Annotated in this window: 17 protein-coding genes and 1 riboswitch; of the genes, 11 read left to right on the top strand and 6 right to left on the bottom strand. The window is 42.8% G+C overall.

Translation table 11 applies throughout. From position 1 onward, the window contains the following. Positions 1 to 49 precede the first annotated feature (49 nt). On the bottom strand, positions 50 to 547 hold the full coding sequence (locus B7720_RS03305; protein ID WP_084856514.1) for a helix-turn-helix domain-containing protein: 498 nt from the start codon (positions 545 to 547) through the stop codon (positions 50 to 52). Between the two features lie 172 nt (positions 548 to 719). Between B7720_RS03305 and B7720_RS03310 the strand changes: the two genes are divergently transcribed. The 3 genes from B7720_RS03310 to B7720_RS03320 are packed head-to-tail and all read left to right on the top strand — an operon-like array spanning position 720 to position 3,131. After that, complete coding sequence (locus B7720_RS03310; protein ID WP_049484717.1) at positions 720 to 1,952, top strand: MFS transporter; 1,233 nt, start codon at positions 720 to 722, stop codon at positions 1,950 to 1,952. Positions 1,953 to 1,964: 12 nt separating this feature from the next. Continuing rightward, positions 1,965 to 2,558, top strand: a complete 594-nt coding sequence (gene ruvA, locus B7720_RS03315; RefSeq protein ID WP_084856516.1) for a Holliday junction branch migration protein RuvA — start codon at positions 1,965 to 1,967, stop codon at positions 2,556 to 2,558. Between the two features lie 9 nt (positions 2,559 to 2,567). After that, a complete protein-coding gene (locus B7720_RS03320) occupies positions 2,568 to 3,131 on the top strand; it encodes a DNA-3-methyladenine glycosylase I (protein ID WP_084856518.1) in 564 nt (187 codons plus the stop codon). A gap of 82 nt (positions 3,132 to 3,213) precedes the next feature. Here B7720_RS03320 and B7720_RS03325 read toward each other — a convergent pair whose 3' ends face one another. The 5 genes from B7720_RS03325 to B7720_RS03345 all read right to left on the bottom strand — a co-directional run bounded on the left by B7720_RS03325 (position 3,214) and on the right by B7720_RS03345 (position 6,775). Beyond that, positions 3,214 to 3,477 carry a SemiSWEET family transporter gene (locus B7720_RS03325; RefSeq protein WP_000166112.1) on the bottom strand — a complete coding sequence of 88 codons (264 nt, stop codon included), beginning with the start codon at positions 3,475 to 3,477 and terminating at the stop codon, positions 3,214 to 3,216. 105 nt (positions 3,478 to 3,582) lie between these two features. Next, on the bottom strand, positions 3,583 to 4,617 hold the full coding sequence (locus tag B7720_RS03330; RefSeq protein WP_084856520.1) for a S66 family peptidase: 1,035 nt from the start codon (positions 4,615 to 4,617) through the stop codon (positions 3,583 to 3,585). 161 nt (positions 4,618 to 4,778) lie between these two features. After that, positions 4,779 to 5,126: a TfoX/Sxy family protein gene (locus B7720_RS03335; protein ID WP_000331822.1), complete on the bottom strand. Its 348-nt coding sequence runs from the start codon at positions 5,124 to 5,126 to the stop codon at positions 4,779 to 4,781. A 15-nt stretch (positions 5,127 to 5,141) separates the two neighbouring features. Continuing rightward, a complete protein-coding gene (locus B7720_RS03340) occupies positions 5,142 to 5,819 on the bottom strand; it encodes a DUF1129 domain-containing protein (RefSeq protein WP_084856523.1) in 678 nt (225 codons plus the stop codon). Positions 5,820 to 5,830: 11 nt separating this feature from the next. Continuing rightward, positions 5,831 to 6,775 carry a magnesium transporter CorA family protein gene (locus B7720_RS03345; RefSeq protein ID WP_000815617.1) on the bottom strand — a complete coding sequence of 315 codons (945 nt, stop codon included), beginning with the start codon at positions 6,773 to 6,775 and terminating at the stop codon, positions 5,831 to 5,833. Between the two features lie 137 nt (positions 6,776 to 6,912). Between B7720_RS03345 and uvrA the strand changes: the two genes are divergently transcribed. The 8 genes from uvrA (at position 6,913) to B7720_RS03385 (ending at position 16,125) form a co-directional block, all read left to right on the top strand. After that, positions 6,913 to 9,744: an excinuclease ABC subunit UvrA gene (gene uvrA, locus B7720_RS03350; protein WP_084856525.1), complete on the top strand. Its 2,832-nt coding sequence runs from the start codon at positions 6,913 to 6,915 to the stop codon at positions 9,742 to 9,744. Continuing rightward, on the top strand, positions 9,737 to 10,798 hold the full coding sequence (locus tag B7720_RS03355; RefSeq protein WP_084856527.1) for a M24 family metallopeptidase: 1,062 nt from the start codon (positions 9,737 to 9,739) through the stop codon (positions 10,796 to 10,798). Before uvrA ends, B7720_RS03355 begins: the two co-directional genes overlap by 8 nt. A 53-nt stretch (positions 10,799 to 10,851) precedes the next feature. Next, a riboswitch (M-box (ykoK) riboswitch) is annotated at positions 10,852 to 11,003 on the top strand. A 195-nt stretch (positions 11,004 to 11,198) separates the two neighbouring features. Further along, complete coding sequence (gene mgtA, locus B7720_RS03360) at positions 11,199 to 13,859, top strand: magnesium-translocating P-type ATPase (protein ID WP_084856529.1); 2,661 nt, start codon at positions 11,199 to 11,201, stop codon at positions 13,857 to 13,859. Between the two features lie 134 nt (positions 13,860 to 13,993). Beyond that, on the top strand, positions 13,994 to 14,392 hold the full coding sequence (spx, locus tag B7720_RS03365; protein ID WP_000591165.1) for a transcriptional regulator Spx: 399 nt from the start codon (positions 13,994 to 13,996) through the stop codon (positions 14,390 to 14,392). A 66-nt stretch (positions 14,393 to 14,458) separates the two neighbouring features. Further along, positions 14,459 to 15,028: an SP0191 family lipoprotein gene (locus B7720_RS03370; RefSeq protein WP_084856532.1), complete on the top strand. Its 570-nt coding sequence runs from the start codon at positions 14,459 to 14,461 to the stop codon at positions 15,026 to 15,028. Positions 15,029 to 15,114: 86 nt separating this feature from the next. Next, positions 15,115 to 15,381 (top strand): IreB family regulatory phosphoprotein, encoded by a 267-nt coding sequence (locus B7720_RS03375; protein ID WP_000507059.1) that lies wholly within the window; start codon positions 15,115 to 15,117, stop codon positions 15,379 to 15,381. A gap of 3 nt (positions 15,382 to 15,384) precedes the next feature. After that, positions 15,385 to 15,804 (top strand): Holliday junction resolvase RuvX, encoded by a 420-nt coding sequence (gene ruvX, locus B7720_RS03380; RefSeq protein ID WP_002874889.1) that lies wholly within the window; start codon positions 15,385 to 15,387, stop codon positions 15,802 to 15,804. Between the two features lie 15 nt (positions 15,805 to 15,819). Then, the gene (locus B7720_RS03385; protein WP_000017624.1) at positions 15,820 to 16,125 is read left to right on the top strand and encodes a DUF1292 domain-containing protein; all 306 of its coding nucleotides are present in this window, start codon (positions 15,820 to 15,822) and stop codon (positions 16,123 to 16,125) included. The last annotated feature ends 32 nt before the right edge of the window (positions 16,126 to 16,157 follow it).

Consider the following 16,157-nt stretch of genomic DNA (forward strand, 5'->3'; position numbering starts at 1 on the left):
TTACACTTGCTTGACAAGAAAAAGTAATGAGAAATATGATTCAATTGACTCAAGGTTTCATAGAGTCGTCTTGGTTTGAGGGATTCTCAAGACCAATCACTTTATCAAGATAACGTTGTTTGGTTTTGAGAGTCTTGCTGATAGCAATCGCTGAAGCAATCAAAAGAACGAAGGTCAGCCAAATCCAGGCGGTGAACTCGGCTGGAAAACTAGAACCAGCTAAAAAGAGATAGATAGCCAGAGCTAAGACGAAAATATAAATCACCTGCCAGAGGCCAAAAGATTTAACTTCTTTATAGTATTTGTCCTTATCTTCCTCCAAAATCACTTCTGTAGAAGTTTTTTCAGAGTTTTCATCTAGTAGTAGATAGTCAGTTGTCACTTGAAAAATCTTGCTTAATTCAATGATTTTTTCGATTTCTGGAAGAACTTGACCAGACTCCCACTTGGAGATACTTTGCCGAGAGACATTGATTTGTTCTGCTAGCTTTTCCTGGGACCAACCTTTTTCCTTTCGGAGCTCAAATAGTTTTTCTGCGAGTTTCATGATTCTATCCTCCTTTTTCTACCTCTATCCTAACAATTTTTACTTATAATGAGAATACAATCTCTTGTACTATTTGTCAACCAGAGGGTGCACCTTTTGTTGCAGTCTGTCTCGGGGAAATATGATATACTAGGTAAGAAAAAGCGAAGAAATTATGAAAAAGGAATGAAAGATGAAAGAATTTTTTGCCCTCCCCAAGCAAATTCAAATGCGGGAATGGATGAGCTTTGTAGCACGGATTTTAGAGAGTGCCATTACTCCTTTTATGGCCATGTACTATGTTCAATATTTTGGAGCCTTTTGGGCGGGGTTATTGATGATCACAACCAAACTCATTGGTTTTTTAGCTGGACTGTATGGTGGACATTTGGCGGATCTTTGGGGACGTAAGAAAGTCATTGACTGGGGAAACTTTGGTCTTGCTAGTGGCTACTTTCTTGTGCTGCTGGCAAATATGCCTAATCATATTTTTCCCTTTTTGACTTTTGTCGGAATGTTGCTGGCAGAGACCGCAGGAACTTTCTCTTGGCCGGCTATTGATGCGATGATTATTGATTTGACCGACGAGCAAAATCGCCGTTTCGTTTATACGATTAGTTATTGGTTTGTCAATGTATCCGTTATGTTAGGAGCAGGGCTTGCAGGTTTCTTTTACGACCACCATTTTTTTGAGCTGCTTCTGGTTTTGACGGTGATTAGCTTCTTGAATTTTTTCCTCGCTTGGAAATATTTTTCAGAAAGCAAGCCAGCTAATCTGGTCTTTGAGCATGGTAGCAGTCCTTTGGCAACTGTGAAAAATTATGTTTCTGTTTTTCAGGACAAAATTTTCCTACTTTATACGTTAGGGACTGTATTTAATGGTGTTATCTGGTTGCAAATTGACAATTATATACCCGTTCATTTGAAAGAGTCATTCATCGCGAGTAGTGTTTTCGGTATTCATATTTCAGGAGCTAAGATGCTCAGTATCATGGTTTTTATCAATACCCTGATTATTGTTTGCTTCATAACGACTGCCAATCGTTTGACCAAGGAAATGAAGATCATACCGCAGTTTTTATTGGGAAGTATTATCTTTGACTTGGGTATGCTTTTCACCATTGTCTTCAGGAGTTTCTGGGCTCTGTTTTTGCTAGCCATTCTCTATACTATGGGGGAACTCATCTGCATGCCGCCAAGCCAAGTTTTGCGGGCGGAAATGATGAATGAGAATAAGCTCGGAACCTACTCAGGTTTCCTTAATATGGCGCAGCCTTTAGCGTCTATTTTAGCGGGGGCGATGATTTCTATCAGCGCTGCAACAGGTGCTGTAGGTGTTTGGCTCGTTTTTATTGTGTGTGCAGTACTTGGGCTGCTTCTTATCATCAGAGCAGCGCATTTACACGGAATTGCAAATCAATTATAGAAAGTGAAAATAATGTACGAATATTTTAAAGGAATCATCAGTAAAATTACAGCCAAGTACATCGTATTGGAAGTCAACTCTATCGGTTATATCTTGCATGTAGCCAATCCCTATGCCTACTCAGGTCAGGTCAATCAAGAAACTCAGATTTATGTGCACCAAGTTGTTCGTGAGGATGCCCATCTGCTCTACGGTTTTCGCTCAGAAGATGAGAAAAAGCTCTTTCTCAGTCTGATCTCGGTCTCAGGGATTGGTCCTGTGTCAGCTCTTGCTATCATCGCAGCTGATGACAATGCTGGCTTGGTTCAAGCGATCGAGACTAAGAACATCACCTACTTGACCAAGTTCCCTAAAATTGGCAAGAAAACAGCCCAGCAGATGGTGCTGGACTTGGAAGGCAAGGTAGTCGTGGCTAGTGATGACCTTCCTTCCAAGGTCGCAGTGCAAACCAGCGCTGAAAACCAAGAACTGGAAGAAGCTATGGAAGCCATGCTGGCACTGGGCTACAAGGCGACTGAACTTAAGAAAATCAAGAAATTCTTTGAAGGAACGACGGATACAGCAGAGAACTATATCAAGTCGGCCCTTAAGATGTTGGTCAAATAGGAGTATAATATGCCAAAACGCTGTGGTTGGGTAAAAATGAATAATCCCTTATATGTAGCCTATCATGATGAGGAGTGGGGGCAACCCCTTCATGATGACCGCGCTCTTTTTGAACTGCTCTGTATGGAGACTTATCAGGCTGGTCTGTCTTGGGAAACGGTACTCAACAAACGCCAGGCTTTCCGAGAAGCATTTCATGGCTATCAAATTCAAGCGGTCGCGGAAATGACAGATGGGGAGTTGGAAGCCTTGTTAGAGAATCCAGCCATCATCCGAAATCGTGCCAAGCTCTTTGCGACACGCTCCAATGTCCAAGCATTTTTACAAGTTCAGGAAGCATATGGCTCCTTTGATGCCTATCTCTGGTCTTTTGTCAATGGACAAACCATCATCAATGATGTCCCCGACTATCGCTTAGCCCCAGCTAAAACGTCTTTATCTGAGAAAATATCCAAGGATCTCAAAAAACGTGGTTTCAAATTCACAGGTCCAGTTGCGGTTTTGGCTTTTCTACAAGCAGCAGGTTTGATTGACGACCACGAAAATGATTGTGAGTGGAAAAACGGAAATTAGTGAGTCCAAGCGTCTAACTATCTGAGAAAATAGAAAAAGCTGAGAAAATTATCTCAGCTTTTTGATTATATGCTAGTAACTTTTATAGTGCAGTAAGAAATGTCAGTCCACCTAAGACAACGCCAGCTGAGTTTGGAATAATTAGTATCCAATCCTTCTTAGGCTCTTTTGTCCATCCGTAAATAACCCAAATTAAACAAGATACTGCTGCGGATAAAGGCTGGAATGGTTGAGCTTTGTTGCCTTGTAAATTGGCAAAAATTTGTGGGATGTAGGCGATAAATACAATAATCCCGATAAAGGCCCCGATTGAACCGACAATTTGATTTATTTTTTGTTTAGTCATATACACCTCCTTTAAAAAGATATCATAGAAATAAGCAAAATGCAATAAATTCAGACACAAATTGTAACGAAAATCAATACCAAAGCACAAAAATGGAGAAATTGTTTATTTTTTGTTATCGTCAAAGCGAATGACTTGCTCCTGTGCATCTACATAGGCGTGAACGCCAAAGGGAACAATGGCTCTTGGCGTTGCGTGGCCGACATTTAGATTATAGACAATCGGGATATTGTTATCAATGATATCCAATAGTGCTTCCTTATAGTCGTCATAGAAGGTTTCATCCATTGGTTTCCCGACCAAGAGTCCACTGATGACCTTAAATATCCCAGTTTCTTTCAAAGCCTGCAACATTTTTTTGAAATCCTCAGGTTCAGGTTTTTCTTCACTTGTTTCTAGCAAGAGGATCTTTCCTTCCCAGTCGGATAAGTCAGGGAAGAGTTTGTACTTTTGGCAGAGCTCCGTGCTGTCTGCGTATCGAGAATTGTCAAAGATATCATAGAGAGATTCAAGGCAACCTCCGAGAATTTCTCCCTCAAACTGGGTATTTCCTTGTAACAAGTCAAAACCTGCATTTACATGACTGATACGAGCTGTTCCCAGGGCCTTGGGACTAAAATCAGTCCGTTCCTCATACCAAAGGTCGCTAGGGCGGATTTCTGAGATTCTCCCAGTCTCGATCAATTCTTTAAAGTAGTGGAGGCTATAGGGCAACATTTCTTTGTCTAACTCACAAATGTCCGCTAGAAATGATTGGCCGTAAAAAGTCTTGATTCCTAGTTTATGCAACATAAGGTGGTTCATAGTGGTATCCGAGAAGCCAAGAAAAATCTTTTGTTTGATAACTTTTTGTAGTTGGTCATTTTCAAAAAGGTAGGGTAGCAAGCGATAGGTATCATCCCCACCGATGGCGCATAGGATCATGTCGATGCTATCGTCCGAAAAGGCCTGCATCAAATCCTCTGCACGCGTCTTGGGATGATCCTTGATAAAGTCCAAGCCCTTTAGCGAATGGGGCAAAAAGACAGGATTGAGTCCAAGATCCTTGAGACGCTGGATACCTAGCTCCACTTCATGTTTGACAAAATACTCTCCGATAACACCACTAGACAAACTAACAATACCAATAGTAGAAACCATACCTCATCCTCCTAGAAATTGATTGAGCCTATTTTATCACAAAAGGTGAGAGAAAACTACAATAATGAGACTCAGAAGTGCTATTGAATCTCAAGAAAGCAGGAAAAAAAGCAACCCCCTATGCAGTTGCTTTTCGTTTTTCTAATCTCGCTAGATATGAGTTACTTGGTCAACTCTTGATTATAGGAGAGAGCTAAATCAATCCAGTAAGGAAGTTCTTTTTGACCTTCGATATCTAGGTCTATATAGCCATGATAAGGTCTCCCTCTCATCAATGTAGTATGAGCTCCTGTTCGGGGTAGAACTTGCTTTTCTATTTCTTTGCCAATTCTCACCATAACCAGCTCGTCCTTTCTGGAACTGACTGTAAGGACCATTTTCCCACGAATCATAAAGGCAAGGCCACCAAACAGTTTCTTTTCTTCTAGCTCTTCTTCGAAAATTTGGGGAGGAAGTTTGAGTGCTAGAATTTTTCGAATCTGCTGAGCTAAAGATTGACTATATGCCATAGCTTTTCACTTTTCTTAATAACGTGATGGGCCCGCGCTTGCACTTCGGATATTGAAACGTTTCTTGAGATAGAAGCGAAGAGCGAGAAGGGCAGCTCCCAGGATAGCCAAAGGCAATGGAGCAAGGACTGGATTGAGGTTGGCTGGTAGGAAGCTTGTTGCAAAGAAGACAACCAACCAAAGGACCATAGCGGCCAGGATGACGAGGATTGACTTCCAGAAAGGAGGGCGCTGGCTACGATCTGTGTCTGGTCCATAATACTGGTAGACAAAGTAGTACATCAAGTAGAAGGCCACCCCTCCGACAAGTCCAACCAACAAGAGGGTAATCAACCCATAGCCAATAGCCTGATCTGTAGAGAAGAAGGTAGTCAGAGCGCTAACCAATGCAAAGAGACTGGTGATAAAAAGGGCTGAGTCCATAATCATGAGTTTTGGATCATCATTTTCTTTTGGATGCTCTTTTTCATATTGCTCTTTGACAGTGAAGCTATGAGCCCAATGAGTTGGAGCCCCGTAGAGGGAACGAGCTGTTGTTCCTTTGGCTTGCTCTTCAAGGATTTTAGGAATGACTTCCTCAAAAACAGCCTTGATTTCAGCGTCTGTTTTACCATCTTTGATAAATTGTTGGGTAGCGATGTGGATAAACTCTTGGTTTTTCTTAGTTAATTTTTGTAAATCAATCTGAGACATAGGGATTCCTCTTAGAACCATTTTTTATGGATGAGATAGAGAGTGAGCGAAACACTCATAGCAAAGGCGATAAAGACGATTAACCAGAAGGCGTGAGGCTCGCCGTTCAGAGGGATTTCATTATCCTTAAAGTTCATCCCGTAGGCTGAGAAGATCATGGTTGGGACAGACATAACGATGGTCACGAGAGCCAGGGTTTTCATGATGTTGTTCTGGTTATTGGAAATGATAGAGGCAAAGGTCTCTGTCATAGAGTGAAGGACGTTTCCATAGATATCTGCCATCTCAATGGCCTGTTGGGTTTCAATCAGAGTGTCTTCGAGTAGGTCTTCGTCTTCTAGGTATTTCTTGATATTGCTAGTTGCGCTGGTCAATTTTTTAATCACGCGCTCGTTCGTCTTAAGTGAGGCCTTGAAATAGACGATGGTCTTTTCCAATTCCATGAGCTCGATCAGCTCTTCGTTTCGAGTAGACTTGTGAAGTTGACTTTCGATTTGTTCACTCTTACGGTCGATCGAACGAAGGGCCGTAAGGTAAAGTTCGGCGTTGCGATAGAGAATCTGGAAGATAAAGCGTGAACGCATGAAGGTGTAAAAGTTGCGCAGTCTACGGTTGATAAAGACATCGAGAACGGGGAGGGGTTCCAAGCAGGTGGTGATAATGGTTTCCTCTGTGATGATAATCCCCAGCGGAATCGTAACGTAGTAGGTACGATTGTTTCTTTCCTCTGTGATGGGAACGTCCACGATGATCAAAGTGTACTCATCTTCGATGGTAATACGGGACATTTCTTCCGCATCGAGCGGTGCTCGAAGGTCGGCAATGTCAATGTCGAAGGCGTTAGCGATTTCCAACGATTCATTTTGTGTAGGATTGACGAGGTTGATCCAAGTACCCGGTTCAAGCGTGTCGATCTCTTTAAATTCCGTTGTTGTTGAGAGAAAAACTTGTTTCATATCCCCTATCCTTTCCTACTATTTCAGTGTTTGATTTTTTGCACCGTACTATTATACTACAAAATCGGCTTTTTGGGTAATAGAATTTCACATTTTTTGGTATAATGGAAAGCAATAATGGACTAGAAAGAACAAATATGCAAGATAAAATTGTGATTCATGGGGCGCGTGCCCATAACTTAAAAAATATTGATGTGGAGATTCCACGAGACAAGCTAGTCGTTGTGACTGGTTTGTCAGGGTCTGGGAAATCCAGTCTGGCCTTTGATACCCTTTATGCGGAGGGGCAACGCCGCTATGTAGAGAGCTTGTCAGCCTATGCTCGCCAGTTTTTGGGCAACATGGAAAAACCAGATGTGGATGCCATTGATGGCCTCAGCCCGGCTATTTCCATCGACCAGAAAACCACCAGCAAAAACCCTCGCTCGACCGTGGGAACGACGACTGAAATCAATGATTATCTGCGTCTCCTCTACGCACGTGTGGGGACGCCTTACTGTATTAACGGGCATGGGGCTATCAAGGCTTCTTCTGTAGAACAAATCGTGGATAAGGTTTTGGAGTTGCCGGAACGGCAACGTCTGCAAATTTTAGCTCCGGTCATCCGTAAGAAAAAAGGGCAACATAAGAGTGTCATTGAAAAGATTCAGAAAGACGGTTATGTCCGCGTCCGTGTGGATGGGGAAGTTTATGATGTGACCGAAGTGCCAGAGTTATCCAAGAGCAAGCAACACAATATTGATGTTGTGGTTGACCGTATTATCATTAAGGAGGGCATCCGTAGCCGTCTCTTTGATTCCATTGAGGCTGCCCTTCGTATCGCAGAAGGCTATGTGATTATCGACACTATGGATGATTCGGAGTTGCTCTTCTCTGAGCATTATGCTTGCCCAGTTTGTGGATTTACCGTACCAGAGTTAGAGCCTCGTCTCTTCTCCTTCAATGCTCCTTTTGGCTCTTGTAGTGAGTGTGACGGTTTGGGCATCAAGCTAGAGGTGGATGTTGACTTGGTGGTTCCTGATACCAGCAAAACTTTGCGTGAGGGAGCCTTAGCACCTTGGAATCCTATCTCATCTAACTACTATCCAAATATGCTGGAACAAGCCATGACAGCCTTTGGAGTGGATATGGATAAGTCATTTGAAGACTTGTCAGAAGAAGATAAGAACTTGATTCTCTACGGCTCGGATGGCAAGGAATTCCATTTCCACTATGAAAATGAATTTGGCGGTGTGCGCGATATCGACATTCCGTTTGAGGGAGTCGTCAATAATATCAAGCGTCGTTATCACGAAACCAATAGTGACTACACGCGCACCCAGATGCGTCTCTACATGAATGAGCTGACCTGCGGAACTTGTCACGGCTATCGTCTCAACGATCAGGCCTTGTCTGTTCGTGTGGGTGGTGAGCAAGGGCCACATATCGGTGAAATCTCAGATTTGTCTATCGCAGACCATTTGGAGTTGGTGAGCCAGTTGACCTTGTCTGAAAATGAAGCCATTATTGCTCGTCCCATTCTCAAGGAAATCAAGGATCGCTTGACCTTCCTCAATAACGTGGGGCTTAACTATTTGACGCTGTCACGTTCGGCAGGAACCCTGTCAGGTGGGGAGAGTCAGCGAATTCGCTTGGCGACTCAGATTGGGTCCAACCTCTCAGGTGTCCTCTATATATTGGATGAGCCGTCGATTGGTCTCCACCAGAGGGATAATGACCGCCTGATTGCCAGTCTGAAAAAGATGCGTGACTTGGGCAATACTCTCATCGTGGTAGAACACGACGAAGATACCATGCGTGAGGCGGATTATCTGATTGACGTTGGTCCGGGTGCCGGTGTTTTTGGTGGAGAGATTGTTGCTGCAGGAACACCCAAGCAGGTGGCCCGTAACAGTAAGTCTATTACAGGCCAGTACTTGTCAGGTAAACGTGCCATTCCAGTACCAGAAGAGCGCCGTGCCGGAAATGGTCGCTTTATCGAAGTGACAGGAGCGCGTGAGAACAACTTGCAAAATATTACCGCTCGCTTCCCATTAGGAAAATTCATCGCAGTGACAGGGGTGTCAGGTTCAGGGAAGTCGACCTTGATCAACAGCATCCTCAAAAAAGCCATTGCGCAGAAGCTAAACCGCAATTCAGACAAACCTGGTAAGTTTAAAACGATTACTGGGATTGAGCATGTCGATCGTCTGATTGATATTGACCAGAGTCCAATCGGACGGACGCCGAGATCCAATCCAGCTACCTATACAGGAGTTTTTGACGACATACGTGACCTTTTTGCCCAGACAAACGAAGCTAAGATTCGAGGCTACAAGAAGGGCCGTTTCAGTTTCAACGTCAAGGGCGGTCGTTGCGAAGCCTGCTCAGGTGACGGGATCATCAAGATTGAGATGCACTTCTTGCCAGATGTTTACGTGGCTTGTGAAGTCTGCCACGGGACTCGCTACAACAGTGAAACCCTAGAAGTCCACTATAAGGAAAAGAATATCTCGCAGGTTTTGGACATGACCGTCAACGATGCGGTGGAATTCTTCCAACACATTCCCAAGATTCAGCGTAAACTTCAGACCATCAAGGATGTGGGGCTGGGCTATGTAACGCTAGGGCAACCGGCTACCACCCTTTCTGGAGGAGAAGCTCAGCGTATGAAGTTGGCTAGTGAACTCCACAAACGCTCGACAGGGAAATCCTTCTACATTCTGGATGAGCCAACTACAGGGCTTCACACTGAGGATATCGCTCGCTTGCTTAAAGTCTTGGCTCGCTTTGTCGACGATGGGAATACTGTCCTCGTCATCGAGCACAATCTAGATGTTATCAAGACAGCAGACCATATCATCGATTTGGGACCTGAGGGCGGTGTCGGTGGTGGAACCATCATCGCAACAGGAACCCCAGAAGAAGTAGCGGCCAATGAAGCCAGCTACACAGGACAGTATTTGAAAGGAAAGTTACATCATGAATAAACGTGTGCAAGCATTTCTAGCTAAAATGCAAGAAAAAGAACTAGATGGTATCATCATCAACAACCTTAAAAACGTCTATTACCTGACTGGTTTTTGGGGTTCAAATGGAACCGTTTTTATCAGTCGTGACCGTCAGGTTTTGGTGACAGACTCTCGCTATATCATTGCAGCTAAGCAAGAAGTAACAGGTTTTGAGATTGTGGCTGACCGTGACGAATTGGCTGTTATTGCAGGCATCGTTAAGGATATGGGCTTGTCTCGCATCGGTTTTGAGGACGAGATTTCGGTCTCTTATTACCACCGTATGCAGGCAGCTTTTGCGGGAATTGACTTGCTTCCACAGACTCAGTTTGTTGAAGCACTTCGAATGATTAAGGATGAAAAGGAGATTGCGACTATTCGCAAGGCTTGTTCTATCTCAGACCAAGCTTTCCGCGATGCCCTTGACTTTATCAAACCAGGAAAGACTGAAATTGAGATTGCCAACTTCCTTGACTTCCGTATGCGGGAGCTAGGAGCATTTGGCTTATCTTTTGACACGATTCTAGCCAGTGGTATCAACTCTTCTAAACCCCATGCCCATCCTATGCACAAACCAGTGGAGCTGGGAGAAGCCATTACCATGGACTTCGGCTGTCTCTACGACCACTATGTCAGCGATATGACACGGACCATTTATCTAGGCCATGTCAGTGACGAGCAAGCAGAGATTTACAATACGGTTCTGAAAGCCAACCAAGCTCTGATTGACCAAGCCAAGGCAGGTCTAGGTTTCCGTGACTTTGACAAAATTCCTCGTGATATTATCATTGAGGCAGGCTATGGCGACTACTTTACTCATGGTATTGGCCATGGTATTGGACTGGACATCCACGAAGAACCCTACTTTAGCCAAACTTCCAAAGAAGTCATTAAATCTGGTATGGTCTTGACTGATGAACCGGGTATCTATATTGAAGGTAAATACGGGGTTCGTATCGAGGATGATATCCTCATTACAGATAACGGTTGTGAGTTATTGACACTTGCTCCAAAAGAATTGATTGTTATCTAAAAAATGAGATAAATCATTGACTTTTATATTTTAAAGGTTTATACTGATAGACGAAAACGGTAGGTGAGGCTACCATAGGGATACGGATGACTACCGCAAAGCAGTGGAGACACTACTCGTTGGTCAACAGTCCTGGTCGCGAAGGCCAAGACTAAGCTCATTTCATTGCCCTATGGAGTTAAAGCTTGAACGAAAAAACAGATAATTAGTTTTTTAATCCTGCCATTTTATGGCAGGATTTTCTACTGTTTTAGAACAGGGAAAGGAGACAGACGATGCAGATTGACGACCACCCAGAACCGCACATACACAGCCAATCGCTGATTTGTGTCGTTCTGCCCTTATAAAGTGATTGGTCTCTGTGTATGAAACACATCATTCATACAGATAGGAGAAACCAATGAAAACTACAAAAGAAAGATTAGCAGTAGCTATTCACACACCTTTAAACGAAACTCTATCTTTTTATAAGACAAGTCTAACAGGCTTGACTGAGGAGCAGGTGGAGAAAAATCGTGACCTATATGGCGAAAACACCATCACCAAGGGTCAAGAAGACAGTATCTTCAAAAAGATTTACGAATCGATTATCAATCCATTTACAATCATCCTGTTGGTCATCGCTATGATTTCCATGGTGACCAATGTCTGGTTGGCGAAGCCTGGGCAAGAAGATCCGACGACCTCTATCATCATCGTCGTTCTCGTTCTAATCTCTGGTGGCATACGCTTTGTTCAAGAATTGCGGAGTGACAAGGCTGCGACCAATCTATCCAAAATGATTGTGAACACAGCCACAGTTATTCGCGAAGGCCAGAGTTTAGAGGTCGCAATTGAAGATTTGGTCGTTGGAGATATAGTCAAGTTAAGTGCTGGGGATATGATACCAGCAGACCTCATTTTAATTGAATCACGTGATTTCTTTGTCCAACAGTCTGGTTTGACAGGTGAAAGTGACTCGGTTGAAAAACTAGCCTTGTCAAAAATGAGTCAGTCAAACTTCGATAGTCTGCTAGAAGCAGAAGCGCTCGCCTTTATGGGAACCAACGTGATATCAGGAAGTGCCAAGGCTTTGATTCTAGCGGTCGGTGATGATACCATGATGGGAGAAATCGAGCAGACCCTCAATACCTATGACGAACCGACCTCTTTTGAACGGGAGATGAACAGCATCTCTTGGCTCTTGATCCGTTTGATGTTGGTCATGGTTCCCATCGTGTTTCTCTCCAATGGCTTGACAGACGGCGACTGGCTGGAAGCAGGTGTGTTTGCACTGAGTGTTGGTGTTGGATTGACACCTGAGATGCTTCCTATGATCATCACGGCCAGTTTAGCAAAAGGTTCCATTATCATGGCCAAGGAAAAAGTCGTCATCAAAAAACTCAATGCCATACAAGACCTAGGTGCTATTGATATCCTGTGTACGGATAAAACCGGAACCCTTACCCAAGACGAAATTGTCCTTGAATATCCTTTGGATATACATGGAGATTTGGATTTATCTGTGTTGAGACGTGCCTATCTCAATTCCTATTTTCAAACCGGTTTGAAAAACTTGATGGACCGTGCCATTATCAGTAGAACTGAAAAAGAAGCTAAAGAACACGCTATTCTACAAAATTTGGATACTAGCTTCCAAAAAATCGATGAACTTCCATTTGACTTTGAACGTAGACGGATGAGTGTCATCGTCAAGGATGAAAACGAAGTTGTTAGTTTGGTAACCAAGGGTGCCCTAGAGGAAATGCTTGCGATTTCAACCCATGTGGAATATCAAGGTCAGATTAGCCCTCTGACGGATGATATCCGAGTGGAAATCTTAAAAGAAGTAGATCAACTTAATCAACAGGGATTGCGAGTCTTGGGAGTCGCCTATAAAACAGGCCTAAAAGAAGGTTTTGCTTACTCCGTTGAAGATGAAAAAGAGATGATTCTAACCGGATATCTTGCCTTTCTAGATCCACCAAAACCATCAGCAGCACCTGCTATCCAAGCTTTGTTAGAACACGGTGTTCAAACAAAGATCTTGACGGGAGACAATGAGAAGGTAACCCAAGCAGTATGCGAAAAAGTTGGTTTAGACGTTGATCAAATCTTGTTGGGTTCTGATATTGACGCTATGACGGACGAAGAATTGGCCCAAGCAGTTGAGAAAGTGACTGTCTTTGCCAAACTCTCTCCGGATCAAAAAGCACGAATCATTTTACAAATCAAATCGAATGGACATTGTGTCGGCTATATGGGAGATGGGATCAATGATGCCCCTTCTATGAAAGTGGCAGATGTGGGGATTTCTGTTGATACAGCAGTAGATATTGCCAAAGAAACGGCTGATGTCATTTTGTTAGATAAGGATTTGATGGTGCTTGAAAAAGGGCTGGTTGAAGGACGCAAAGTCTATGCTAATATGACCAAATATATCAAGATGACGGTCAGCTCTAATTTCGGGAACATTTTCTCTCTGCTAGTGTCTGGTATCTTTTTACCTTTCCTTCCTATGGCTCCGATTCACTTGATTGTGTTGAACCTCGTCTACGACCTTTCTTGCATTGCCTTGCCATTTGATAATGTGGATGAAGACTTTTTGAAACATCCTCATAAGTGGGAGGCTAAGTCTATTACTCGCTTTATGATTTGGATGGGTCCGATTTCTTCTGCCTTTGATATTTTGACCTTTATCTTACTCTATTTTGTCATTGTCCCAATGGCGACAGGTCAAGCCTATGCTCACGGAGCAGAGTCTGCAACGGGCTTTATTATTTTGTTCCAGACAGGTTGGTTCATTGAATCCATGTGGTCCCAAACCATGGTTATCCATATGCTCCGTTCAGCAAAACTTCCTTTCTTACAAAGTCGTCCATCATGGTTTGTTCTTGGGACAACCTTGCTAGCAGCTAGTTTTGTGACCTTCCTTCCCTACTCTTCAATTGCTAGCCTGCTTCATTTAACCCCTTTGGAACCAATTTATTTCCTCTTTTTGCTTTTGATTATCGTTCTCTATATGATAAGTGTTACAGTTGTGAAACGAATCTATATCAAAAAATTTAAAAGTTGGTTATAAATTGATTTTGTCAAGAAAAAAGTACGAAAATCGCGAAAAAAGTTAATTTTTTTTAAAAATAGGTCGCAAGTCGGATGTTTTTTATGGTATAATAGACTAAACTGATAGTAACATGTAGCGAAAGGGGTAGGTACATGATCAAAATTTATACAGTCTCAAGTTGTACTAGCTGTAAAAAAGCGAAAACCTGGCTCAATGCCCACCAGTTAAGTTATAAAGAACAAAATCTCGGTAAAGAAGGAATTACAAGAGAAGAGTTATTAGATATTCTCACGAAAACAGATAATGGAATTGCCAGTATCGTTTCGTCAAAAAACCGCTACGCTAAGGCACTTGGAGTTGACATCGAGGATTTGAGTGTCAATGAAGTGCTCAACTTAATCATGGAAACACCACGGATCTTAAAGAGTCCGATTCTCGTTGACGAGAAGCGCCTACAAGTCGGCTATAAAGAAGATGATATCCGTGCCTTCTTGCCACGCTCTGTCCGTAATGTAGAAAATGCAGAAGCACGTCTACGTGCAGCTCTATAAAACATCAAGGCTGGGAGTGACTCCTGGCCTTGTTTGCTCTTTTGTTTTAAAATCATGTGAGGAATTATGAAAAAGTTACTAATTGCTAGTTTTGCTCTCCTCTTTTTGCTTGCGGGATGTGGGCAAAAAAAGGAAACTCCTGCTGCTACCACAACAGCATCTGAACCTCTTCAATCAAACCTTCCCGTTTTGGACAATGCCGAAAAGAATACGGTTGTTACCAAGACCCTGTTGATGCCGAAGTCAGAAAATGGAACGCAGCAGACTCAGACCATTACCTATAAAGGTAATCAGTTTTTGACCTTGACCATTCAGCAAAAACGACCTGTCGGGGATGAACTCAAGACCTTTATCTCTGAAAATGGCCTAGAGGAGACGCAAAAAGCGCTTCTAGAAGCGGAAGAAAAGGATGAGACCATCCAAGAGGCACGCAAACTAGCAGGATTTACACTGGAAACCAAGCTACTCAGCGAGACAGAAATTCAGACTACAACAACTTATGATTTTCAAGTGCTGGATGTCAAAAAGGCATCTCAGCTGGAATATTTAAAAAATATCGGTCTTGAAAATCTCTTAAAAAACGAACCTAGCCAATATATTGCAGATAGAGTGGCAAATGGGGCGACAGAACAATAGAAAATCCAAATTAATAGACTGACTTATTTGTAGAACGTCAGGGAATGTGCTATAATAGTACTATTCTAAGGAAAGAGGGTGTTAGAATGGGATTTACTGAAGAAACTGTACGGTTTAAATTGGATGATTCCAATAAGAAAGAAATTAGCGAAACGTTGACAGACGTCTATGCTTCTTTGAACGACAAGGGCTACAATCCGATTAACCAGATCGTCGGTTATGTACTGAGTGGTGACCCTGCCTACGTTCCTCGTTATAACAATGCACGAAATCAAATCCGTAAGTATGAGCGTGATGAAATTGTTGAAGAATTGGTACGCTACTACCTTAAAGGACAAGGAGTCGATCTATAATCTATGAGAATTATGGGATTGGACGTCGGTTCAAAAACAGTAGGGGTGGCTATTAGCGATCCACTAGGCTTCACCGCTCAGGGACTTGAAATCATCCAGATTAATGAGGATCAGGGCCAGTTTGGTTTTGATCGTATCAAGGAATTGGTTGACATCTATAAGGTGGAACGCTTTGTAGTAGGTCTGCCTAAAAACATGAACAATACCAGCGGTCCGCGGGTAGAAGCCAGTCAAGCCTACGGAGCAAAATTAGAGGAACTTTTTGGTTTACCAGTAGACTATCAGGATGAGCGTTTGACGACCGTTGCTGCGGAGCGTATGTTGATTGAACAAGCAGATATCAGCCGTAACAAACGCAAGAAAGTTATTGATAAGCTGGCTGCTCAGTTGATTTTGCAAAATTATTTAGATAGAAAATTTTAAGACAGAGGAGAAACTATGTCACACGATCACAACCATGACCACGAAGAACGTGAATTGATTACACTAGTAGATGAGCAAGGAAATGAAACCTTGTTTGAAATTCTTTTGACCATCGATGGGAAAGAAGAATTTGGTAAAAACTATGTTCTGCTAGTGCCAGTTAACGCAGAAGAAGATGAAAATGGTGAAGTTGAAATCCAAGCTTACTCATTCATCGAAAATGAAGACGGAACAGAAGGCGAATTGCAACCAATCCCAGAAGACTCAGAAGACGAATGGAACATGATTGAAGAAGTCTTCAACAGCTTTATGGAAGAGTAAAAATGTCCGGGGGACATTTTTAGCCCTGCGCC

The sequence above is a fragment of the Streptococcus oralis subsp. oralis genome (assembly GCF_002096455.1).
In the GTDB taxonomy this organism is placed as follows: domain Bacteria; phylum Bacillota; class Bacilli; order Lactobacillales; family Streptococcaceae; genus Streptococcus; species Streptococcus oralis_CY.